At 35.4% G+C, this 25,572-nt stretch carries 17 protein-coding genes and 1 tRNA gene; 6 read left to right on the top strand and 12 right to left on the bottom strand.

Annotated elements, in window-relative coordinates; all coding sequences use genetic code 11:
* Positions 1-6: 6 nt before the first annotated feature.
* The 4 genes from ACFRAE_RS03670 to ACFRAE_RS03655 form a co-directional block, all read right to left on the bottom strand.
* Positions 7-3,036, bottom strand: a complete 3,030-nt coding sequence (locus ACFRAE_RS03670) for a tetratricopeptide repeat protein (protein WP_422795760.1) — start codon at positions 3,034-3,036, stop codon at positions 7-9.
* A gap of 343 nt (positions 3,037-3,379) precedes the next feature.
* Entirely contained in the window at positions 3,380-4,315 is a 936-nt protein-coding gene (locus ACFRAE_RS03665) for an aspartate carbamoyltransferase catalytic subunit (RefSeq protein ID WP_422795759.1), read from the bottom strand.
* A 22-nt stretch (positions 4,316-4,337) separates the two neighbouring features.
* Entirely contained in the window at positions 4,338-4,883 is a 546-nt protein-coding gene (gene pyrR, locus ACFRAE_RS03660; protein ID WP_422795758.1) for a bifunctional pyr operon transcriptional regulator/uracil phosphoribosyltransferase PyrR, read from the bottom strand.
* Positions 4,884-4,995: 112 nt separating this feature from the next.
* Entirely contained in the window at positions 4,996-8,016 is a 3,021-nt protein-coding gene (locus ACFRAE_RS03655; RefSeq protein WP_422795757.1) for a DUF2723 domain-containing protein, read from the bottom strand.
* A 261-nt stretch (positions 8,017-8,277) separates the two neighbouring features.
* Here ACFRAE_RS03655 and ACFRAE_RS03650 point away from each other — a divergent pair.
* Positions 8,278-8,348, top strand: a tRNA-Gln gene (locus tag ACFRAE_RS03650).
* A gap of 393 nt (positions 8,349-8,741) precedes the next feature.
* On the opposite strand, the gene ACFRAE_RS03645 is transcribed toward ACFRAE_RS03650, so the two are convergent.
* The 4 genes from ACFRAE_RS03645 to ACFRAE_RS03630 all read right to left on the bottom strand — a co-directional run bounded on the left by ACFRAE_RS03645 (position 8,742) and on the right by ACFRAE_RS03630 (position 16,249).
* Positions 8,742-10,958 (bottom strand): TlpA family protein disulfide reductase, encoded by a 2,217-nt coding sequence (locus ACFRAE_RS03645; RefSeq protein ID WP_422795756.1) that lies wholly within the window; start codon positions 10,956-10,958, stop codon positions 8,742-8,744.
* A 567-nt stretch (positions 10,959-11,525) separates the two neighbouring features.
* A complete protein-coding gene (locus ACFRAE_RS03640) occupies positions 11,526-12,284 on the bottom strand; it encodes a GLPGLI family protein (RefSeq protein WP_422795755.1) in 759 nt (252 codons plus the stop codon).
* Positions 12,285-12,543: 259 nt separating this feature from the next.
* On the bottom strand, positions 12,544-13,536 hold the full coding sequence (locus tag ACFRAE_RS03635) for an N-acetylmuramoyl-L-alanine amidase family protein (protein WP_422795754.1): 993 nt from the start codon (positions 13,534-13,536) through the stop codon (positions 12,544-12,546).
* Positions 13,537-13,597: 61 nt separating this feature from the next.
* Positions 13,598-16,249: a family 78 glycoside hydrolase catalytic domain gene (locus ACFRAE_RS03630; RefSeq protein ID WP_422795753.1), complete on the bottom strand. Its 2,652-nt coding sequence runs from the start codon at positions 16,247-16,249 to the stop codon at positions 13,598-13,600.
* 391 nt (positions 16,250-16,640) lie between these two features.
* On the opposite strand from ACFRAE_RS03630, the gene ACFRAE_RS03625 reads away from it, so the two are divergent.
* A complete protein-coding gene (locus ACFRAE_RS03625) occupies positions 16,641-17,597 on the top strand; it encodes a ribose-phosphate pyrophosphokinase (protein ID WP_422795752.1) in 957 nt (318 codons plus the stop codon).
* A 207-nt stretch (positions 17,598-17,804) separates the two neighbouring features.
* Positions 17,805-18,401 (top strand): 50S ribosomal protein L25/general stress protein Ctc, encoded by a 597-nt coding sequence (locus ACFRAE_RS03620; RefSeq protein ID WP_422795751.1) that lies wholly within the window; start codon positions 17,805-17,807, stop codon positions 18,399-18,401.
* Between the two features lie 343 nt (positions 18,402-18,744).
* Here ACFRAE_RS03620 and ACFRAE_RS03615 read toward each other — a convergent pair whose 3' ends face one another.
* Positions 18,745-19,329, bottom strand: coding sequence for a hypothetical protein (locus ACFRAE_RS03615; RefSeq protein ID WP_422795750.1), 585 nt, complete (start codon positions 19,327-19,329; stop codon positions 18,745-18,747).
* Between the two features lie 226 nt (positions 19,330-19,555).
* Here ACFRAE_RS03615 and pth point away from each other — a divergent pair, with 226 nt between their 5' ends.
* Together pth and ACFRAE_RS03605 are read left to right on the top strand one after the other, a co-directional pair.
* Positions 19,556-20,119, top strand: a complete 564-nt coding sequence (gene pth, locus ACFRAE_RS03610; protein WP_422795749.1) for an aminoacyl-tRNA hydrolase — start codon at positions 19,556-19,558, stop codon at positions 20,117-20,119.
* Between the two features lie 264 nt (positions 20,120-20,383).
* Positions 20,384-21,169 carry an SPFH domain-containing protein gene (locus ACFRAE_RS03605; protein WP_422795748.1) on the top strand — a complete coding sequence of 262 codons (786 nt, stop codon included), beginning with the start codon at positions 20,384-20,386 and terminating at the stop codon, positions 21,167-21,169.
* 43 nt (positions 21,170-21,212) lie between these two features.
* Here ACFRAE_RS03605 and ACFRAE_RS03600 read toward each other — a convergent pair whose 3' ends face one another.
* Positions 21,213-22,910: a M56 family metallopeptidase gene (locus ACFRAE_RS03600; RefSeq protein WP_422795747.1), complete on the bottom strand. Its 1,698-nt coding sequence runs from the start codon at positions 22,908-22,910 to the stop codon at positions 21,213-21,215.
* 5 nt (positions 22,911-22,915) lie between these two features.
* Positions 22,916-23,278: a BlaI/MecI/CopY family transcriptional regulator gene (locus ACFRAE_RS03595; RefSeq protein ID WP_422795746.1), complete on the bottom strand. Its 363-nt coding sequence runs from the start codon at positions 23,276-23,278 to the stop codon at positions 22,916-22,918.
* A gap of 308 nt (positions 23,279-23,586) precedes the next feature.
* On the opposite strand from ACFRAE_RS03595, the gene ACFRAE_RS03590 reads away from it, so the two are divergent.
* Positions 23,587-24,873, top strand: a complete 1,287-nt coding sequence (locus tag ACFRAE_RS03590; RefSeq protein ID WP_422795745.1) for a citrate synthase — start codon at positions 23,587-23,589, stop codon at positions 24,871-24,873.
* Positions 24,874-25,036: 163 nt separating this feature from the next.
* Here ACFRAE_RS03590 and ACFRAE_RS03585 read toward each other — a convergent pair whose 3' ends face one another.
* On the bottom strand, positions 25,037-25,486 hold the full coding sequence (locus tag ACFRAE_RS03585) for a T9SS type A sorting domain-containing protein (protein ID WP_422795744.1): 450 nt from the start codon (positions 25,484-25,486) through the stop codon (positions 25,037-25,039).
* Positions 25,487-25,572: the final 86 nt, after the last annotated feature.

Here is a 25,572-nt window from a genome sequence, read left to right as displayed (position 1 = left end):
CTATTCTTATTTAATTTGTTCCAATAGTTTATTAGCAGTTTCCAAAATTCCATCCTCCTGATTTTCGTAATTTTCAATTACACTTTGCAGGGTAGATTTAGCTTGAAACTTATCATTCTTCGCCAAATAAGCTTCCGCCATTAAAATAAATCCTTTCGCTACCCAAAAGTCATACGAGGAGAACGAATCTGAAATATCTAATGCAGATTTAATAGCACCATCATAGTTTTTATTTTTCACTTGTTGCTCTGCAACTAAGTATCTTGCTTCGGCACCTGTTTCTGTTTTAGATTTTAAAGCCGCTAAGTTCAACTCTTTCATGCCATCAGCACCTTTGCTGGTTGCTAAATAGGCTTTGGCAGCATATAAATGCGCTTTAGCGATATCTTCTTCCGATGATTTGCCATTTTCTTTAACAATTTTTGCATAAGTTAAGGTTTCCGCATAATCACCTATATTGTAATAACTTACAAGTAAATTATTCACTGCCCAGCCGTAATTCTCTTTATATTCCGAAGTCAATTCTAACTTTTTCAACACCTGAACAGCCTCATTATAAGCCTTATTACGAAGGTGTAATTTAGAAACAGAAACTAAGGTACGCTCTGTATACGCTGAAGTCCAATCATTCATGATGATATTGAAATCATGTAAAGCTTCTTGATCCTTACCCAGGTTGGCGTAACTTTCTGCACGTAAGAACCGAGCATGTTTCTCTTGAATAGGCTTAGGGAACTTATCGAAATAAGCATGGATAGCTTCCACTGTACCCTGCCAATTTCCACGATCAAACAACGTACGAGCCAAGGAGAACGTATGAGCATCTTGCTCAGCCGTGCTTAAATCCCCGATATTAGTACCTGTAGCATATCGGATATATCCCGAAGCATCCCCTTTATCTAAGTAAATATTTTCAATAGAACCCAGCGCTTGTTTCGCTTCATCTGTTGTCGGATATTGATTTACAACACGTTGAAAGGTAGCCAAAGCCCCCTCATTATCATCTTTATTGTATTGAACCAAACCGATAGTCACCAATGCACGAGGCACATAAGAACTTCTCGGATATTGATCCACCATTTGTTGCAAACCCACAATAGCCTCTTCATGGTTTCCCATTAAAAAGTAAGTATATGGAATTTCAAAAGCAACATCATCTGCATAATTTGATTTAGGGTATTTGGACATTACAGCATTTAATGTTCCTATTTTCCCCAAATTATCCCCTTGTAAGCCTAATAAGATTCCTTTTTGGAATAAGGCATAGTCTTGGCTTTGCGCACCAGAAGCAATTAAACGATCGTAATAATTAGATGCTTTGCTGTAGTTTTTAATAGCCAAGTAAGAATCTGCAGCCCTTGCAATAGCATCATTACGCGTATTTAAGTCGATACCATCTTTTCCACCACCCGACAAGAAACGCTCAAAATAATTTGCCGAAGTGCTGTAATTATCATTTCTAAAAGCAGCATAGGCTAATGCATAATTGGCATAATTATAAACGTCCGTTTTTCTTGCCGCAGGAAGTTGTAAGAATTTATTAAAATTCGCTACTGATTCTTTATACTTTCTCACTTCAAACATAGCCTCCGCTTTCCAATAAACGGATAAAGCATATATTTCTTCATCATAGCGGTTTGCTTCCGAACGCATGAACATGGAAATTCCATTTTCAAAAGCACGTTCATTATAATATTCTAAACCACGGTAATACGTAACCTTTTGATAGGCTGCATTGGCTTCTTTGCCTCTGTTTTTCAAATTCTCCAACACATCAACAGCTGCACGATAGTTTTTCGTACTTAACAATACTTCAGCAAGTAAGGTATTTGCTTCCTCAACTCTTTTATTGTTAGGGTAAGTTTTGATGTATTCTTGAACCGCATCCAAGGCAACCTGGTGAAACTCTAAATCATAAGAAAGTTTCGCGTAGTTAAATAAACCTTCTTCCTTCAATTGTGGATCAAAATCCAATTTTGAAGCTCTAAAAAAGGCATTACGTGCACCTTGCTTGTTTCCTGTTTTCAAGTATGAGTCACCTAATGTGATCATCGCACTTTGGTAATAAGCATCAGGTTCCTCAAGTTTACTTAATTCAGCAATGGCTTTCTCATAGTGGCCAAGCTTATAGTTGATATAACCTATTTGGTAATTATCTTGATTATTTTGGGTCTTCCCTTGATCCTGAGCTTGGAACTTATCGTAATATTCTTTTGATTTTGTTAAATCACCTTTGATGAAATAAGTCGCTGCTACAATACGAAACATTTCTGCTTCACTCTCTTGCTTCGTCGTTTGCAATTTCGGCAATGCGTAATTTAACACATCGTCATAACGTTTATCCAAAAAGTATAAGGCAGTGATGTAGTACGGATAGCTATTTTCGTAAGCTTTCGATCCTTCCAAACGTTCAAATTCATTCAAGGCCGTTTTATACTCCTGATCTAAATAACTTAAATAAGCATAATAATAGATAGAAGCCTCTTGATACGGACTATTCTGATCTTTTAGTTGGGTAAATACAGGCTTAGCAGCTTCATAATCCGCCAACATAAACTTAGAATACGCCAATTTAAAACGGTATTCTACATTCTCTGCACCTGCTAAATTCTTACTGTCAATTTTCTCAAACCATTCTATTGCTTTGGCATAATCTTTTTTCGTATAATAAGATTTACCGATTTGAAAATAAGCCGCCTTCGAATTTGCACTTGCGGGGTAATCCCTTATATACTTTAAGAATTGATGCTCTGCATCAGATTCTCCCAATTCCAAGGCACACACAGACTGATAAAAGCGTACATTCTCTTTCAATAGACTCAACTCTTCCGTTTCATCCAATTGCAAGGAGGATTTAGTACGAAGTTGTTCAACTAAGTCAAACTGTTTAGAGGCAGAACTGAATTTTCCTCTTTCAAATAATTCCAAGCCTTCTTTATAAGCCTTATTTACCTCTTGCCAAGCTGAATGTTGAGCCAATGCTGGCATACTCAATAAGCTCAAGGCCACACCTATCTGGTAAACTTTTTTATACATACTACTGAATAATCCTTTAAGTGAATGCGTCTCAAAAATCAAATTTTTACTAAAATCCTATGCATCATGATAGAACTCTTTCAACTTACGAAAATAATGGATAAACTTAATGTTTTCCTCAAAAGTTGTTAACACCTGTTAATAACTACCTGTATTTAACGATATTTAACAAAATCCAAAAAATCCTAAAATATTTTCATGAAAAATCAAAGGGATTTCCATTTTTCAAAAGCATCAGCGTAACCTATAGAAAAATAAAAAAACACCTTTAATTATATACTGATACAAAAAATCGGATCTGGTCAATACCAGATCCGATTTTCAAATATGTTCCTTAAAACGGCTATCCCCGTTGTCCTGCCAATAAGTATAATACGGCCATTCGAACAGCTACACCATTCTCTACCTGATCCAAAATAATGGAATGAGCACTATCCGCTACATCAGAAGTAATCTCCACCCCTCTATTGATTGGTCCGGGGTGCATAATTACAATTTCCTTATCCAAAGAATCTAAGATTTGTTTATTCAATCCATATAGCATAGAATACTCCCTCAAGGTCGGAAAATAGGCGATATCTTGGCGTTCTAATTGGATTCGCAACATGTTGGCCACATCACACCAATTAAGCGCCTTCATTAAATCATGTTCTATTTTAACCCCTAAAGAGCCTATATATTTTGGAATTAAAGTCGTTGGTCCACACACCATGACCTCTGCACCTTGTTTTTGTAAGCAAAGAATATTGGACAAAGCCACGCGCGAATGCAGAATATCACCGATAATAGCAATTTTCTTTCCTGCCACATCGCCCAAGCGTTCCCGAATAGAGAAAGAATCCAATAAAGCTTGCGTTGGGTGTTCATGAGCTCCGTCGCCAGCATTTACAATTTGAGCGTTCACATGTTTACTCAAAAAAACTCCTGCCCCTGCGTATGGATGCCTCATAACAATCATATCCACTTTCATGGCAAGGATATTATTTACGGTGTCGATCAAGGTCTCTCCTTTACTCACGGAGGAAGATGATGCTGCAAAATTCACGATATCTGCAGACAATCGTTTTTCTGCTAACTCAAAAGACAATCGAGTCCGTGTAGAATTTTCAAAAAAAACGTTCGCTATGGTAATATCCCTTAGTGAGGGAACTTTTTTAATCGGTCTATTTAGTACTTCTTTAAAATTAGAGGCGGTATCCAAAATTAACTGGATATCATGACTATTTAAATCTTTAATCCCTAATAAATGACGAGTACTAAGTTGTTCAGATGTTGACATGGGTCAATAAAATATGAGTTCACTATTTTTTTTCTGTAATCAAAACGATGCTATCCTGTTCATCGACTTCCTTCCAGCTTACAATCACTTTTTGAGAATCAATTGAATCCACTTGAATACCAATATAATCGGGTTGAATGGGGATTTGTCGGCTAAAACGACGATCTACCAACACCATTAATTCGATACGTGCAGCACGTCCAAAAGCTTGAATCGCATCCATGGCTGACCGTATGGTACGACCAGTCCACAGCACATCATCCAGCAAAATGACATCCTTACCATCAATAATAAAATCTATTTGAGTACTATTGGCAAGTAATGGGCTCGCTCCTTTCATGCGAAAATCATCCCGGTAGAACGTGATATCCAACACTCCTGCTGGAACTTCGACGTTCGTCATTTCCTTTATTTCTTGAACTAATCTTTTGGCTAAATAGGTTCCGCGAGGTTGAATTCCGATAATGACGGATTGGCTAAAGTCTCCATGATTTTCAATTAATTGCTGAGCCAATCGCTTGAGCATAATCTGAAACTTTGGTCCATCTAATAATTTCGATTGTTTCATCTATGGATTTATTTAGGCAAACTTAAGGCATTTTTTTTAAAATTCGTAATGCTTTTCGTGGGGGCATTCGTATAAAAAAAAGCAGCTTTGGAATTAAGCTGCTTTTTTTCAATTAATTACTTGTCTCGAAGAGACTTCGATAAGTTTCAAATATTTTATCTACTTCAGCTAACTGGGCAGTTTGTTTAGCGTCTGTTAAAATTCGCTGATAGTTTTGGATCGATGCTAAGCCGAAACGCATATTACGATATTCCAAATTAGGTTTCGTTTTCGCAATAGCCATATAGTATGCCATATGTTCTCGCACATAATCCATGTTCCTTTTCACAATTTCATTTGCCTTCTCCGTTTCGCCTACCTTATACATGGCATCCAATAATGTAGAATACCCGTACACATCAGACATGCCGTAACATTTTTTCGGCAGGTTCTCATAAGCATTTAGCACAAGCTTTTTAGCCTCTGCCGTTTTACCTATCGATAGTAAACCTTGAGCAGTTTCTCCAAATATAGAACCTGAATACATACTGATGTACCGATAAGTATCTGGATCTAGGTATTTCGAATTAGCAATATTACCCCACTTAAATTTGTTAATCACATTGTTGTAAGTTCCTTCCACATCTGCGATCGGTTGAGTAGCATCTCCTTCTTCTGCAATAGCGATTGGCATTAAGCGCGAAGCAAACCCTTCAGTCACCAAATATTTACCCAATCCTATAAAATTCTCTTCAGGAGTTGTGGTAGTAAAATACACAGGACGCTTCCAATTATTATTAGCTAAAATAGCCATAATCGACAGGTCTGCACGGCTAACATAACTATTGCTAAACGTCCATCTCATGGTATCTACAATAGCATCTTCCCATTCCTTAGGAACAACCTTATTGGCAATCACTGCAGCCTTATCTACGGCATATTGCATGTTTTTTGTAGGCAGTATATTTCCCCATTCTCCACTTTGCAGTTGAACTTTATTCTGAGGATTGTCGGACAACATAACTTCCAATAAAGCTTGTATATCTACGTGACCAGGAATTTTATAATCGTTGTAATAGATTACATCCCTAACCCCATCTTTAATTTTCTCTGGATCAATATTGATAGGCAATGCATCTGCATTATTAACCTTCAACATCATCTGTTTCATATACCAATCCGCACCTAATAAACTTAAATTCACTACTCGCACATCGGTACGGAAACCTTCCACTTCTTGAACATACCAAAGCGGATAGGTATCATTATCACCATAACTGAACAAAATAGCATTTGGAGCACAAGATTCTAAATAATTTTTAGCCATATCCCGTGCTAAAAATTTCTCTGAACGATCATGGTCATCCCAGTTTTGGCTGGCTAATAATACGGGTCCACAAACTACTGATAGTGCTGTAGCGCCTATTGCCGCATTTTTAACATTTATTTTCTTTGTCAATAATTCACTAATCCAGAGTACACCCAAACCTATCCAAATACAAAACGCATAAAATGATCCCGCGTATGCGTAATCTCGTTCTCTAGGTTGAAGTGGTGTTTGATTCAAATACAATACGATGGCCAAACCGGTAAAGAAAAATAACAAGGCTACTACAGTAGCATCGCGATTCTGTTTCTTAAATTGCCATACTGCACCTAATATTCCCAAAATTAAGGGCAAAAAGAAATATGTATTTCTTGAAGGATTATTTTTTTCTGAAGTCGGTAGGTCATACTGTCCACCCCATAACAAATTATCGATCGGGGTAATTCCAGAAATCCAATTTCCTTCAGTAAAAGAGCCATGACCTTGTTGATCATTTTGTCTTCCGACAAAATTCCACATCAAGTAGCGGCTATACATATGTCCTATCTGATAACCGAAAAAGAATTTTAAATTATCAGCCATCGTTGGCGATTGTCCCGCAGGCAATTTCAAGTAATCACGATAGAAAGATTCATGTTTTTCAGAATATATCCTAGGAAATAAGGTTACTTTATCAAAGGTATAATCGTATTTCTTTTTAGCTACAACATAGCGGTTACCATCCTTACGATAGACATTTCCAGTTTCAAAAATATCTGTAGCCTTTGCGTCAAAATACCTCCCTTTAAATAATGGTTCATCCCCATATTGCTCTCTATTCAAGTAACTCAAAAAGGAAAACACATTATCAGGATCACTATTATTTAATGTTGGATTCGCTTTAGCACGTATGGAAATCATCGTAAAAGAGCTATAGCCAAAAATGATGAATGCTAAACTAATCAAAGATATATGAAGAATTCGTTTTGCATATTTTCTACTAAACCACAGTCCGAAAACCAAACCTGAGGTAAGTAAAATGGCGAAGAACGTCACTCCAGAACCAAAACCCATCCCCAATGTATTCACAAAAAACAAATCGGTAAATGCTGCAAATTTTATGAAATACTGTATTACACCCCACAGTACAATCGCTAAAACAATAACACCAATCAATAATGCTTTGAAAACGCCAGCACTCGTAACTTTGCTTGTTTTACGGAAATATATTACCAATGCTATAGCTGGAATCACCAATAAGTTCAGCAAGTGAACTCCAATGGACAAGCCCATAACATAGGCTATAAATATTAACCAGCGATCTGCATCAGGCTCATCGGCACGAACCTCCCATTTTAAGATGGCCCAAAAAACAACAGCCGTACACAGTGAGGACATTGCGTACACCTCCGATTCAACCGCTGAAAACCAAAAAGTATCAGAAAAAGTATATGCTAAAGCTCCTACCACACCTGCTCCCAAAATATTTATCAAGGCCGATTTGCTCAATTCTGCGGTACGAGAAAAGCTTACATATGATTTTTTTGCCAGTGCAGTAATCGTCCAAAATAAAAACGTAATTGTCAATCCACTACACACTGCTGAACCCACATTCATCCAATAAGCAATCCGAGAAGTATCTCCCATGGCTAAATTGGAAAATAAATTTTGAATCATTAAAAATAATGGTGCACCAGGCTGATGAACAATTTGCATTTTATATGCAGAGGCAATAAATTCACCAGTATCCCACCAACTCGTGGTTTTTTCTAAGGTCAAAACATAAACCAGGGTGGCAATAATTCCACACAACCATCCTAAAAGGTTGTTAATCTTACTATAATTCATACGATAAAAGAAGGTTTCTTTTTACTATTTATGCTTCGAAAATAAGGATTACAATTTATAATCAGACAAATTGTTTCCATTTATTCAGAAATAGGCCTCCAAAATACATTGAATGCCATTATCTAGAAATAATTGAAAAAAATATTCAGCTGAAAATCAGTATATTTAATAATATTCCTATTTTTTTATTTGCAGAAAAGAAAACTCGGCGTATATTTGCATCGTCAAAAGGGAACAAAACCTGACGACAACTTGAAAGATTGCCCAATAGTATAAAGGTAGTACGACAGTTTTTGGTGCTGTTTGTCTTGGTTCGAATCCAGGTTGGGCAACTTTAATTTTAAAAGGACTGAAGAAATTCAGTCCTTTTTTATTGAATTTTTTATAAGCAAATTTTGTCTATACCCCACAGCTCTCAAGATCTTATCCCATAGTACAACTAAAAGAAACATAAAAACTGGAAAAATAAATATAGACCAGTAGATCATATAGCAATTAATCTATCCCTTCAACTATCTTGCATATATTAGTCTCCCAGGACAATAATCAGCTCCCTTTACGCCATATTTAAAAAGAAAATAAAGCATTAACACTAGATATAAAACATTGGATATCCATCCATTACAGCGGATAATTTAGGACTAATTAATGCGAATATTTAGCCCATCCAATCCAATTTATTATCAAATTACCTAGCTAAAAAAAAACACTAGGTTGCTGTTTCCCTACTCCAAGCCGGCCAATTCCTTAACCTGATCTTGCCAAGTTTCCTGTTCGGTATTTAACATTTTTCCTTCCGGCGTTATAATAAACTTACTAGGAAAAGCCCTCACTTCAAATTGTCTTTCCACCTGATTATCCGACATCAATACAGGGATGCTGTATTTATTTTGAGCCAAATATTCTTTTACTGCGTTTTCACTATCCTTACATGCTATGGTAAATTCAATTTTACTGCTTTCTTGTTTTTGCAATTCTAGATAGTAAGCATTTAATTTAGGCATTTCTTGAACACAAGGACCACACCAAGTTCCCCAAAAATCAACTACAGTCCATTTTCCAGCAAAATCCGCTTTGGAAACTGATTTACCTTCCAGATTGGTAAGTAGAAAAGCTGGAGCATCCGTCAAATGCGGAATAACTTGGGATTTATAAAAATCAGCGAATGTATTTTTAGCATAGTGTTCATCATAATATTCCCGAAGTTTTTTAAAATTAGCTCCAGGATTAGACGCGTAGTCTTTGACAAATTCTGTTAAGGCCTCATCAATTTTACCTAGATTAGCTAAGTGCTTATAAAAATAATCCGCATAGCTTTTTTTAGACTTCAAGAATACTTCATCATAAAAACTATGTAGAGCATAATCTCCAGCTTTTAATACGGAATGATTCTTAGCTTCTTTCAAATATTTTAAGGACAGATCTGAATTTGTTTTCCCTACCTGTTCGTATGCTAAAAAGTTTGCATATGCCAAATGCGCTTTTTGGATCTTTCCAAATTCTGAATCTTTAACAGCTATTAAATGCGTTAATTTTGAAATGATTTGATCTAAGTATATTAAGTCCTTGGAACCTTTACTAAATAGATTTTTCTGAATCAATAAAGCATAACGCCCTGCATTACCCATTATCCAATAATCTTCATCTAATTTCAATAATTGATCTAATGCATTAGTAAGGCTCGCCAAATCATCCTTTTCTTTGGTTTCAATCCAAAATAACATGGGTAAACTTGCTTGCTTTTCTCTCCTGGTACTTTCATGTGCTAATACCATTAAATTTTGAATATAATTCGCACTGTTGGAAGCAATTTTTTGACTAAAATCATTTTGGATAAAATCATACAAAAACTCCTTGTCCATCAATAAAGCGATCTCCTTAAATTCTTCTATACTTAAATCTGAATTCCTAATTTTATTAATTAAATGGTATGTACCTTTCAATATGCTATTTGATGTTTGATTTAATTCCTTTTCATAAACACTGTATGAATCTAAACCTTGTAAAGCAGACAATTTATTAAGGATGTATATAGGAAAATTAGAAAAATTCAATTCATAATCTTTAATAAAAGCTAACACAGAAAGGCTATCAGTTTTGGCACCCTTTTTCAGATAGCTGCTCCAATAAGATGATTTGATAAGCATACTTGCTAAACCTTTCCTATATTTATCCAAAGGTATATCCTTTACTTTCTTTAGATTTATTTTATAGTTCATTTGATACAATCGATTACCCTCCGCAATTTCAAAATTTTCCAAGCTATTTAATTCTTCCGTAGACATATCCCTACTATTGATTTTAACTAGGACATTAGTTTGAGATGTAGGATCTTCAACATTTACATAACTTAATGTTACCAATCCTTTATCTCTTTTCATTATTTGGTAGGTTTTATTATTTCGATTTATATTTTCCACCTTTAAATCCTTAGCAGCTAAACCAGAAAAATCAGACAAATAGATAAGGGAAGAAATTATTTTCAAAATTTCATAGGTTTCATCTAACACTTCAGGTGAATAATCATCATCAATTTTCCACTGCTGCAATTGTTGAGTTAGCTGCTCATTTAATTTTAAGGTATCTGTACGAACAACCCCATCTTGAAATTTTAATACAACTGGATGTTCAAGTAAATAACCTATAGGTATAAATCGTAATCTATTCAACACATTTTTCCCTACGATAGATCCATCTGAAGAAAAAGATCTCGTAGAATCAGAGAAGTTTATAACCTTATAATTGTGCAACCTAACCTCCATCAAGCCTGTATTTTTCCCAAATTCTTTACGTTTTGTTAAGGAAAATTGATAAGACTCATTAAAAGATTCCAACCCTGTACTCGACCTATCGCGGGTAAATTCAAAATAAACAGGCTTATCTTTTTGACTGAACCCTAACTGAACAATAAATAAAAAGAAGATTAATACGAGGTATTTCATTGGTTAAATTTTAGATATTACTAATATAAAAACTAAGTATCAATAAAACTGAAATATTTTGTTGATTACAATAAATTAATTTCAAAAAAGGAAAAAATAATCTAAATAAAATCACAAAAAATTAATAATTAGCAACCCAATATTACATAAAACGACATTTTCCCTATAGCTATCCATCGATATAACAGAAGCTAGTTAGTTCCATTACTAGGGGTAGAATGAACATGAAAACAACCTAGCCATAGCATGTCAAGAAAGGTCTAGGAATAGCAAAGTGAATTCCAGCGATCGATTAGGTTTTGGCTGTGTGCCAAAGCATCTAGCAAAATACCACCTTAATGGAAAGAAAGAACAATTGATTCCTATTGGCACTTTCTAAGAGTAACTTGCCCCTTCGCGACTTGAAATGGACAAAGAATAGACTAGCGAGTACAGAACAACAAAAACTTGGTTTTAGGACACTGCAATAAATGCGAAAATTACTCACAAAGTTCTCATCACATTATGGAGCGTATTAATTTTATGTAATCATCTCAATGATCCATCCAATCGGCTAAAATTCTGAATTTATTTTTCTTCTATCCAGTTATTATCTTTTAAAATATGGCTCTCTAAAGAACTTTTTATTTGATTTCGACTATCTCCATGGTTAGCACCATTGGTTTCGTTTATTTCAATTATATTTTTTTGAAACTTTCGTCTATCCTGAAACAACTTTTCTTTTTTAATTTTAGAAAAAGTTAAACCTTCTTTAAAATTAATAGCTATACTCGTATCTTTTTTAGACAATGATTTCAACTCAAAATCCCATGATTTTTCTTCATCATATACTTTAAATATTAACCCCGGAAGACCATTGAATTTATAAGGACCATCAGATTTCAATGGAGCTTCCGAAGAAAACCAAGCGGTCCATTTCCTACCCGCGAATTCAATATCTGCCCGCTGACATACATAGCCATGAATGCGCATTGTATCGTTTTTAAGCACCCAATTTGACATCCCATCAGATGCTTCTTCATAAAAAGAAATAGCATTAATTTGATTCAGTGAACCTCCTGAATACTCATCATATACTTTTACCATACCTGAAGAATAATCTTTTATAATCTGATAATTAAATGAATTAATTTCACCAATTGGTTTGACAGAAGGCGCGCTCATATTAATTACCTTATTCTTTACATAGGCCATATAAGCGGAATCACTTTGGGCTTTTTTCATTGAACGAAAAAGCGATTTTTCTTCCCCCAATAATAATTCAGCCCATTGTTGCTTCATCGAAGTTGGATCAGATTTATCTGATAAATAATTTATTTCATACAAAGCTTAATGCGAAAAATCAAATTCTTCTTTTTGAGCAAAAGTTAGACCGAGTAGAAACAAACTCGAAGACATTAAAATTAACACGGTTAGTTTCATAGCATTTAGATTTAGAAAGCAGATGGATAAATCATCCGATGTGATTATCGCTACTTACTTCTAAATGGAATCATAAAAGAATTAATAATCAAGCAATTAAACTAGGAAATAAAAAACCGATTGCTTTTTTAATGCATCATCGCCAAATTGGATAATCTGGTAACTAAAGCCTAGGAAACACACAGCGAATGTGCAGTATAAAATGTTCCATTCGATTCTTCATTTTTATATAATCCTCAGTCCTACTGGAGTCTTTGTATACAAGCAGCAATAACTGATATATTTCATGAATTTTATCATTATCAGGAAAACTTTTTAATATGCCTAAAAGATATGCTTCCGCTTCTGGATAAGCTTCCACTTGTCTAGATTGAATTATCAAGCTGGCTTTTTCCAACTTACTTTTCCAAGCCAATGCCGATTTATCCATCCTAGCAGCCTCCTGATTCACAGCAATTTGCAATACATCGTCAATATCTTTTTCCAGAATGCTATGTTTCTTCTTAAAAAATTCTTGAATAGCTTTTAAATAGGCCAAAGCTTCCTGCTTATTATAGGTTACAGACTTCAATCGTTGTTCCTCAGCTGGATTAGAAAAGAAAGAAGCTTCAGCAATGACTGCAGGAATACCATAAGTTTGTCTTAAAACAGCGGCTCCACCTTTCGGAAAAATCACTTGATCTGAAACGATGGAATAATTCTTCATCCGTTTAGGGTACATCTGTTTCCAAAACTCTTTAACTAATAATTTTGAAAAATTGACACTTGCTGTATTTTGTTTTGCACTTCCATGAAAATAAATAATCGGAAAATTAGCCGACGTATCTGCTGTTGCATTATGGTGGATGGAAATAAATAAGTCCGAATTAAACTCCTTAGCCATGCGAGCACGAGTAGCCAGCCCTACTTCTACATCCAAATCTCGGGTCATTAACACTTCTGCTCCTGCTTGTACCAATAACTCTTTCAACAGCAAACCAACCCTCAAGTTTATCCATTCTTCTCGTTCACCCGTCATTCCTACACGATATGCATCTGTTGTAGCTGTGCCACCATGGCCAGGATCAATACAGATACGTTTTCCAAATAAGGATTGCGCAAAAGAGATGGAAATTGTTAAAGCAAACACTGCCAGAAGGGTGATACTGTTTTTCATAAAAAAATTTAGGGCCATATTTCTATCGCCCTAAATTAATTATTTTTATACTCGTCGAAGGCTATTGTTTCAACTTTAATTGGAGCTGATGTTTACCAGCAGTCAATTGAACTGGCTTCGTCTCTACCACATTAGATGCTGGGTAAAATGTCGCCGTACTATTTGCTGGAATTTGTACTTCCAATAATACCTGACCATTAGATTTCTTCCATTTAGACACTATTTCTCCATACATCGATTCATGTTTAACTTCCGAATGATCGAGTCCATCCGGGAAAATTGGCTTTAATAAAATATGTTTAAATCCGGGTTGATTTTCATCAGGTAATATTCCGCCAATAGATTTAAAAAACCAACCACCAATTTCACCAAACATCATGTGGTTATCCGAAATATCTCGTTTCGCTTGCAAATCCCAATTTTCCAATAAGGTAGTCGCTCCATTTGCTGCCCACCAACCCCATGATGGATAGGTGTCCTGAACAGCCACTTGGTATGCAGATTGAGTATATCCATTATTATTCAAGGCATTCAACAAAGCTTTAGCTCCTAATACACCCACATCAAGATGGAAATTTGTTTCTTCCACTTTTTTATTCAAGTTGGCTGCCACTTTAGCAATCATATCTGTAGGACAAACTCCCCAATGCAATGGTACACTTAACTCAGTTTGCGATCCATTTGCATAAATTCCTGTTTCTCGATTCAGAAATTTGGCATTAATAGCATCCTTGATCTTCTTACTGAGCTGATCATATTTCACAAAATCCGCTTGCTTTCCAAATAATTTTGCTGCAGATGCTAATATTTTCGCATCCACGTAGAAATATACAGAAGAAGTCAATTCGAGGTTGGAACCTGTCTTTACAGGAACCCAATCTCCACGTCCAAAACTCGTTAACCCATCTTTACTTATTCGTTCAACATAATTGACATAACGTTTAATATTTTCGTAGTTGTCCCTCAATGCGCGACTATCTCCATAGTAACGGTATAAGTCCCATGGAATAATAGCAATGGTACTCGTCCAGTCTAATCCGTTGGCAGTACCATAACCCCAACCACCAGTGGGAATAATATCTGGAAGAACTCCATTGGGTTGTTGTTCATCCCGATGATCTCCCAACCATTTCTCATACACCGTAATGCCATCATAATTATAAAGCGCCGTTTCAATAGCCAAATGCCCATCTCCTGTCCAGCCGTTCTTTTCTCGCTGCGGACAATCTGTAGGATAACCCATTAAATTAGAAACATAGGCATTATTAGTAATTTCCCAAAGTTTGTTTACGATGTTTGATGAAGTAGCTACATGGCCTACTGGCTTCACATCGCTATGCATAAAATAAGCAATAAGGTTATTTTCATGAAATTCCATAGGCTCAGAACTGCTCACTTCGACATACCTAAATCCTTTATAATTGAATTTGGACATAAACTCATCTTCCTTTTTGCCACTAAGAATTAAGATATCCGTTTGAAAAGGATCTTTTTCTTTGTCTCCACGATAATAAACATCAATATTGGCCATATCCAACTGACCATTTGCGGCCAAGCGTTCGCCATGCTTTATTTTGATGATGGTCCCTTCTTTTCCTTTGACTTTAATTTTAGTAATTCCTGCCATGTTTTGCCCCATGTCGTATACATAGGTCTTATCGTTGATTTTCTGGATTTTTTGAGCTTGGTATTTTTTTATTAAACGGATAGGAACAGTTTGTTGTGCCAGCACCAAATTTGAAGGTACTGCTCGATACCGAATACCGTTCCACTTGCTATCGTCAAATCCTGGCTTATCCCAACCATCCATTTCCAAACGCGCATCATAATGCTCACCAGTATATATATTATTCGCATAAAGCGGACCCGAGGAAGTTTTCCAATCACGTTCAGACACTATCGTTTCTTCAGTACCATCCTCGTAGGTTATTTTCAAATCCATACAAAATGCGGGTCTGTTTCGCCAAGGCGCCTTATCAAAATCCCAAACTGCAATGGCTTGATGGTTGTACCAACCATTGCCTAAAAGCATACCAATAGCATTTCCTCCAGCTTGCAAATGGGAAGTTACATCATGAACGACATAGAGATTTCTTCGATCATAACGCGTATACATCGGGTCCAAACGATGATCCCCAACTCGTTGCCCATTAATCGATAACTCAAACAATCCTGCCGCCGCAACATAGGCACGAGCAGATCGAATTGCTTTATTTAATTTAAATTCCTTTCGAAAATATGGGGCATGACGCTGATGAATATCTTGATGGTCTGAAATCCAGGTTCCTTGCCAATTTTCCATACCTAACATCCCAGTTTCGAAACTGCTAATTTCCGAGGAATTAGGCTTGCCATCTTTATCCCAAACCTGAACCCGCCAAAAATATTTGGTCTGCGGAGTTAACGTTTTTCCTGCATAAATTACCAGCTGCTCTCCATTCATTTTCTTACCGCTGTCCCAACTAGAACCTTTTAGTTGAACAAGCGAGGAAGAATCTGTATCAACAAGGATACGATAAGCTGATTGCTTTGCGCCTTGCCTATCATCTTGCAACATCCACATCAGCCGTGGATCAGTTTGATCGATTCCTAATGGTTTGATTAAATGTTCTACTCGAAGATTGACTGGTTTGGCTAATCTTGACTGGGCTAAACTAGGCATGGTGAAACTAAGTCCACAAAATACGGTTAAAGCTACAAATGTTCTTTTCATTGAATTGGTATAGTTTATCCTTACCCCTACATTGCTACGGTCTAAACATAGCGATGTTATGAAATAAGCGGTTGGTTTTTTAGTGTCGCTAATTTAATTAGAAAATTATTTAAAAAAGGAAAGTTAGCTAATGATTTATCAACATACGCGCATATTCTTTTAACAATTTTATTGCTTTTTTTAACCTATAGATTAAGTAAAAAACTTCTATGACTATTTCAAGGATTTGAATCCACAGAAAAGAGGTAATCCGTTCATAACTAATTTTAAAATCTAAAACATTTACATAACTTTGCCGCTACAAAAAGTTTAAATGCCTCTAAGGAAGAGATGTACTTATGTCAATCATATCGAAATTTCATATCAATAAACCCCAATAAATCATTTCACCATGCCTTTGCAATTTAATACCGTAAAATTATTTGCTGGTTCCGGAACCGAAGAATTAGCAGAAAATATTTCAAAATCATACGGAAAACCACTAGGAGACAAAACATTATCAAAATTCTCGGATGGAGAAATCCAACCTTTTTATAATGAATCTGTACGTGGTAGTGATGTATTTTTGATTCAATCGACCAACCAACCTTCTGACAATTTGTTGGAATTGTTACTGATGATTGATGCTGCAAAACGGGCATCTGCTCATTACATCACCGCTGTAGTTCCATATTTTGGTTACGCTCGTCAAGATCGTAAAGACAAACCTCGTGTAGCTATTGGCGCCAAAATGATTGCCAATCTAATTACCGCAGCTGGTGCACACCGCATTATGACCATGGACTTACATGCGGCTCAGATTCAAGGATTTTTTGATATCCCAATGGATCACTTAGATGGGGCTATCATTTTTGTGCCTTATATCAAATCCTTAAACCTTGAAAATTTAATGATTGCTTCTCCAGATATGGGCGGTTCTTATCGTGCCCGTACTTTTGCGAAATTTTTCAATGCCGAAGTAGTAATCTGTGATAAACGTAGAAAACGTGCGAACGAAATTGAATCGATGTCTATCATTGGGGATGTTACTGGCCAAGATGTAGTCTTGATTGATGACATTTGTGATACTGCAGGCACTTTATCAAAAGCTGCTGCATTAATTATGGAAAATGGCGCAAAATCTGTTCGTGCAGTTTGTACACATGCTGTATTATCTGGTAATGCATATGAAACCATTGAAAACTCGGTATTATCTGAAATGATCGTAACTGACACCATTCAATTAAATCCTGAAAAAGCCAGCAAAGCTAGCAAAATCAGAGTGCTTTCTACCGCTAGTCTTTTTGCAAGCGCTATTAAGAATGTAAATGAGCATGGATCTATTTCTGACTTATTTGACGTGAAATAGATGAATTCTCGATTTGAGACATGAAGGTTGAACCAATAAATCATAGCTAGGAGATCTCCGTATTTTTCAGAAATACGTCTATTAGTATAGATCTTAGGCTCTATAATTCATGTCTCATATCTCCAATTTAAGGTCTCAAATGAAATACTTTCATAATTAATTAATATTAATTATCTTTGCACCTCAAATTTTAATTAAATTATAACAATGAAATCAATTGCTATTAGCGGTTCTGCAAGACAGAACGTAGGGAAAAGAGATGCAAAGGAATTGCGTTACGAGGGTAATATCCCAGCAGTTCTTTACGGTGGTAAAGAACAAACACATTTCTCTGTATCCGCATCTGATTTGAAACCAGTTCTTTACACTCCAGAAGTGATCTTCGTAGAATTGGATATCAACGGAAAAAAATCAAGAGCTATCGTTCAAGAGGCTCAATTTCATCCATTAACTGACCAAGTTACTCACGTAGATTTCTTGGAATTATTTGATGATAAAGAAGTTTCTGTAAACATCCCTATCACATTAACTGGAACTTCTCCAGGTGTTAAAATGGGTGGTAAATTAGTTCAAAAATTACGTAGCCTTCGTGTGAAAGCATTACCTAACAGCTTACCTCAAGAAATTGAAGTTCCTATGGAAAGCCTTGAAGTAGGTAAATCATTCCGCGTAAGACAAGTAGCTTTAAAAGACGCTAAAATATTAAATAACTCTGACGATACTATCGTTTCTGTTATTATGTCACGTGCTCTACGTCAAGCTGAGCAAGAAGCTGCTAAAGCTGCTAAAGGTGGTAAAAAATAAGACTTACTACGGCATATCGTAGCAAGAAGTATTTAGTAGGTAAACCCTACAACAATAAAAAAAGGCATCGAACATCGATGCCTTTTTTTATTGTTCCATTTAGACTTAAGCAAAAGATAAAGCGGCCAATCGCCCAGGTAATTAATAGATCCAGCCGATGGTGAAATAGGCAGGCTACAATCATGTTATCAACGGATCTTGTCCGGATATTAGTCGGACATCATTTGGATATACCTTGAAGAAATGCAAAGGATGTCCGAACGAAATCCAAAAGAAATCCATAAAAAAACAGAAGCTGCTGGCTTCCGTTTTATATAGTTTTCAAGAATTGATTTAAGAAATATTACTGTTGAACAAATCTCAAATTATTATCCAATATAAATATCTTCTTATCCACTGTAGGTTTCTCGAAAAAATAGTTCCAATGTTCACTGCTGATTTTATTTTTATCTAAAACACTGATTAATTTAAAAGCGGATTCAATAACTTCATCATAAGCAATCTCAATAACATCCAATCGTTGATTATTTTCATCTAATGTGAGCAAGACTGTTTTCAAATCAGATTCACTATTTGGAAATGTCAACACCAAACCGGTTAAACCTTGATCAAACTTTACCTGATAACGAAACCTGATCTGCTCTGGATTGGGATACTCCGGTTTAAATTTTAATAGTTTTAAGACTTCTAAATTCACATGACCTTCATTTTTATTAAAGTTTTCAAAATTGGTAGAATCGGTGAATGGAAGTGCTATTTCTGGTAAAGTCGTCAAAAAAGCGGTTAGCTCTTCATTAGCGACAGACTTCAATTCAGATTTTTCAGTTAATTGAATGGTTGTACTGTCTGCACTATCATTTGGTTTATTTGCCGACTGGCATGCACTTAACAAAAGGAACGGAATGATAATGGAAGCTAATTGTTTCATTATTGAAATTTATTTAATTTTTTAAAAGTCGCAAATTAAAGGAATTTTATTGTTCAAACAAAGAAGTCCATTAACAAAAGGATAACATTAAATATTTTTGTAGAAAAAAATTTAAACGCAAGGTATAAATCGGCTTTTTTGACCCCTTCTGCCTTGGTATGAAGTAAAGTAATGTTAACCTTTAAGAATACGATGCAGAATAATAAAGAATGTTTATTTTTGCCACATGAATTACTTAATTGTTGGTTTAGGGAATATTGGCAGAGAATATGCCGACACCAGGCATAACATCGGTTTTATGGTTGCAGATGAATTGGCAAATCAAGCTGGCTCAACTTGGAATACTTTAAAGCATGCTTTTTACACCGAGTATAAATTAAAAGGAAGACAAGTCTTTGTCATCAAACCAACCACTTACATGAACCTGAGCGGTAAAGCGCTAAATTATTGGATGCAAGAATTAAAAGTTCCAATTCAAAATGTTTTAGTGATTGTAGATGATTTAGCCATCCCCTTTGGTTCATTACGAATCAAACCTAAAGGTTCAGCAGCTGGGCATAATGGATTGAAATCTATTGAAGCAAGTTTAGGTGGACAGCATTATGCACGTTTACGTTTTGGTATTGGCGACAATTATCCCAAAGGTAGACAGGTAGATTATGTATTAGGCCCCTTTGATAAGGATGAGGAAAAAGATTTACCCGCTCATATTGAACACGCGGTAAAAATGGTTCATAGTTTTGTAACCATTGGAATCGAATTAACGATGACTAATTTGAACACGAAATAATTCAAGCTGTGTTTAAATTTTTTAATTTACAATTTATTTCCTTATATTAATAATCTTACATAGTTAGTTATATGGATAAATTCAAACCCTTTATTATCATTCCAATGACCTTACTATTTTTAATATGGGGCTCTAGCCAGGCTTTCGAATTAATCAGCGCACCTTCAGATTTATCGGTGATTTTAGGGGTTTTCTTTATTTGCATACTTGCATTTGTGCTTTATCGATTTGTGTTATATATTATTCAAAAAACCAATTAATTAAATGAAAAAAAATCTAATCGCCTTATTAGCCACAGTACTAGTCGGTTTCATTGTATGGATAGTCTGTACAGAGCGAATTGACGCAGGCTATGAAGGTATCAAAGTTAAATTGTATGGATCGGAAAAAGGTGTTCAAGATGTGAGTTTGGTTACCGGACGAGTTTGGTATAATCCGATCACGGAATCTATCTATGAATTTCCCACCTATGTGCAAACCGTGAATTATGAAAATTTTACGGTCAATGCGAAGGATGGATCAGTCTTTTCGGTAGACCCTACTATTTCTCTTCGGGTGCTTGCAGGAAGCTCTCCAAAAATATTTATTAAATACCGCAAACCGGTAAACGATATCTTAAATTTTACCCTAGTTAATCACATCAAAGATGTTTATCGAATAGAATTCAATAAATATACTACCGATTCACTCATTAGCAATCGCGAAAAATTTGAAGCTGGAGTACAGGAAAAAATGATTACCTTTTTACAGGCCGAAGGATTCGGCTTAGAGCAATTGACCAGTGGTATTCAATATCCTGAAACCATCACTCAAGCGATTAATGCTAAAAATGCCGCTATACAAAAAGCACAACAAGCAGAAAATGAATTAAAAGTAGTGGAAGCTGATGCACGAAAAATGATCGTTCAGGCTGAAGCAGAATCTAAAGCCAATGATCTTCGTCAGAGAACCCTATCTCCTTTAATTATTCAACAACAATTTATAGAAAAATGGGATGGCAAAACTCCTCTATATGGAAATTCTCCTGTTATTTTCAAAGAATTAAAGTAAAAAAATAAGGGCACCTGAACAAGATGCCCTTATTTTTTATTACTTATTTCTTGCTCTCCGTTCCGCGAACAGTAATTCTTGTGGCAGACACTTCTTTTGCAGGAGTACCTCGAACAGTAATTCTTGCTGCTGGTTTTTCTTGAGCCTGTACGTCAACTTGGTCTTCCTTTTTCATTCCTGCACCGACCACTTCATTCGTAGTATTTTTACGACCATAACCAATGACAACGACCTCATCTAATCTCTTGACATTCGTTAAGTCAGCACTATCTTTTCTCGTAGAAGTTCTATTATTGCCTTTTGTCTCTATGAACATGACACCGTGCTTAGCTTTATCCCCAAAAACAGCAGTTACGGAATCCCCTTTTAAGATAGATATGGATTCTATTAAATCAGGTGACAGTGCTTTTAAATCAGCAACATCCTTTTTTACACCATCAACTAAAATCAACGGATTTTCCCCAGATGATTTTACACTAACCTGCATTTCGCCAGCACTAACCTTTTCTGATTTAATCCCTACAACCTTACCTTTTAACTTTTTTGTCGTATCAGCATCCGATGCCTCCACTCTAACAGGAATTCCTTCAAAAGATTTGGTATAAACCTTTATCGTTCCTTTATCAGAAGCATCGTTGGAAGATTTAAATACATTGACACTTTCAATGGTCTTTGCATCCAATTTATCAAGCTCAAATTCTTCGGGCATTTCTTTATCATCTACAAAGATTTTTTCACCTAAGGGAATAGCCTCAAGCTTGTTTTTAGCATCCTCTTTAACTGTAATCTTCACTTTTTTAGTCGTGTCTTGTATAACGACCTTTTTAATTTCCTGGAAATCGGTATGAACAGCCTTCACTGCTACAGATTCGATTTTCGCTTCGGCTTGGTTTACTGTAAACGTAATCCCAGCCATGATCATGATGGGTAGTAAAAATGCATACTTACCCAACTCCATTTTGGATGATCTTTTTTTGTTCATCATCATAATGCGCTTTTTTAAAATGTTAAAATTAAAATGGTTACTCAAGCCTACTCGAACACCTTGTTTGCTCACTTGAAGTAAGGAATATTGATAAGTTTGCCGATCTACACCTTTATCTAGCACCTGTTGATCAGTCAGGAATTCAAGATTTTGACGTACAGCTTTGCGCATGAACCATACGAAGGGATTATACCAACAAACTATCAATACCAACTCAAACCACAATACATCTAAACTGTGATGTCCTTTCACATGAATGTATTCGTGTTTGAATATATCGTTAAGCTCAGGTTCTTCATGTTGATCCTGATGCAGATAAATCTTATTGAAAAATGAAAAAGGAGTGATTGGAAATATCACATTTCTAAAATAATACGCCTGCCATTGGGCTGGTTTAGAATAATGATATATTCTATAAAGACTAATCAATTGAAAAATCAATTTGATTAAAAATAAGATCGCAATAAAACTAAATAAACCCAACAGCCCATCACCAATACTAAAGGTCTTTCCTTCCTCCTCTACGATTATTGGTAAGAAATTAATTAGTTCTCCTTGAATTTGTGGCAGAATTTGCTGGTTAAATAAATGCTGAAACGCTATAAACGGATATAAAAAAGCATAAATGCTCCCCAGTATAAAGTAATATCTATTTAACGTATAAAAAGTCAAATTCTTTAAGAGGAAATTATACCCCAAATACAATAGGCCAAGTAATAAATTGACTTGAAGGATATAGGTGATGATGGATTCCATAAGGCTTACGATTTTTGTTTTTTGATCATTTCAATAATTTCTTCTAATTCTCGCTCACTTAATTTTTCTTCTTTCACAAAAAAAGAAACCATTTCTTTATACGAGTTTTTAAAGTAGTCACCTACAAAAGAATTCATAAATCGCTCTTTGTATTCTTCCAGACTGATGAGAGGTTCATAGCGTTTAGCATTGGCATATTTTACAGCATGTACATACGATTTCTTTTCCAAGTTACGTATAGTGGATGCAAGGGTCGTATAGGGCATTGCTGAACCCTTCAGATTATCTAATATCTCGCGTACAAAACCACCCTTAAGTTGCCAGATGGATAACATGGCTTCTTCTTCTTGTGCTGTTAACTTTTCCATAGGTCTACGTATTTTTCACTAAAATACGAATTTTTCGTAGATGTCAAAATATTTTAACATTTTTTTAGGGTAACAGGACGATCCAGACTAGGCCAAATGAGTCAAAGATTAGGAACTTAAAGGTATAGGCTGGAAAAAGGTATAAACTTTTATTAGCAATAAAAAGAGATAAAAAGATTTAAGTTTGTCTTAAAATGACGTTTTAATGGCATTTTTATTCAAATTTTAAGGCTAAAAATATAAATCAATTTTATACATTTGTAAGTGTACAAGTTATGTTATAACTCAAATAAAACAAGAATATTAATATGTCTGAAACTGCATCTATTAACTTAAACGGGTCTACGTATGAGATACCTGTGATTACAGGAACAGAAAATGAAAAGGCCCTAGATATTTCAAAACTAAGAGACCAATCTGGATACATCACCTTGGATCCTGGATTTAAAAATACGGGATCTACAAAAAGCGCCATCACCTATTTAGATGGTGAGGAAGGTATCTTAAGTTATAGAGGCTATGCTATTGAAGAGTTGGCAGAGAAATCTACCTTTTTAGAAGTTGCGTATTTATTGATTTATGGAGATTTACCTAGCAAAGATGTTTTGGAGAAATTCAGAGCAGATATCAGAGCACAGATGATGATTCATGAAGATATGAAAAACTTTTTTACAGGATTTCCTTCAAAATCACATCCGATGGGACAGTTATCCTGTTTAGTTGGTGTATTATCTGCATTTTACCCAGAATCATTAAATCCAAATCAATCGGAAGAGGAAGAAAATAAAACCATCATCAATTTGTTAGCTAAAATGCCAACGATTGTGTCATGGATTCAAAAGAAATCATTAGGTCATCCTGTAGTATATCCTAAAAACAATTTTGGATATATTGAGAATTTCTTAAATATGATTTTTGGAGAAGTAAATAATGATAAGACATTTGATCCGATCATTATTGATGCGATGCATAAATTATTAATCTTACATGCCGACCATGAGCAAAACTGCTCGACATCGACTGTACGTATGGTTGGTTCTTCTAATGCCAATCTATATGCTTCAATTTCAGCAGGAATTAATGCCTTGTGGGGACCATTACATGGTGGAGCAAACCAGGCAGTAATTGAAATGCTGGAAGCGATTAAAGAAGATGGTGGTGATGCTGATAAGTATTTAGCAAAAGCTAAAGATAAAAACGATCCATTTCGTTTAATGGGATTCGGTCATCGGGTTTACAAAAACTTTGACCCTCGTGCAAAAATCATCAAAAAAGCATGTGATGATGTGCTAGAGAAGTTAGGCGTTAATGATCCTGTATTGGAAATTGCTAAGAAACTAGAAGAAGCGGCTTTAAACGATCAATATTTCATTGACCGTAAACTTTATCCGAATGTAGATTTTTATTCAGGTATCATCTACCGCGCCTTAGGATTTAAGTCGGATATGTTTACCGTATTATTTGCACTAGGCCGTCTACCAGGTTGGATTGCACAATGGAAAGAAATGCGTGATAATAAAGAACCTATCGGAAGACCAAGACAAGTGTATATTGGTGCTACATCTCGTCCATATGTGGATATCAATCAAAGATAAATAGGAATATTTTTCCTAAAAAGGGAGTTATCATACCGATAACTCCCTTTTTATATTTTATACAGTTGGGTTAAGGAAATGCAACAGTTCCCTACAAAAAAAAGATCAAAAAAAAATCACTTTGATTCAAGTGATGCGCGTAGAAAATAATCGAAATGTTTTGTTAACGAACAGATATTCGTTTGACCACTGTTTCTGAACCACTAGTGACACGAACAAAGTAAAAGCCTTCGGCTAATTTCTGATTGGTAGGAAAACTTAAATTTTGCATACCTGCATCTAAGTTTGCATTGTGTAAATTCATAACTTCATTACCTAATGCATCCATAACCTTAATGATGACCGCATTGGCTTTTGCTAATTTAAAGCCTACAGAAATCTCTGATGAAATCGGATTATAAATAACTTTTACATTCGTAATTAATTTATCTCCTTCCTCAGCCAATAATTGCATTTTTGTAGCGTTCTTAGTTTTAGCTGAAGCAATTATTAATTTGTCGTTGGGATTTTTGGTCGTATCGCTGAAATGGATGATGTTTGAGGCTTGAACATAGCCAACCGTTGCTATAAAAAACAAGCAGGATAAGATGGTATGGTGTATGTTTAGTTTCAATGCTAATTTTAGTTTGTTATCATGCCTTTCGGCAACAGGTTATGGTATAATCAAATTTAATAATAATATCCATAATACCTAATACA

Origin of the sequence: Sphingobacterium sp. HJSM2_6, from assembly GCF_049316305.1 — a bacterium.
In the GTDB taxonomy this organism is placed as follows: Bacteria; Bacteroidota; Bacteroidia; order Sphingobacteriales; family Sphingobacteriaceae; genus Sphingobacterium.
The sequence above is the reverse complement of the archived record's forward strand: the minus strand, read 5'-3'. Positions and strand labels throughout refer to the sequence as shown.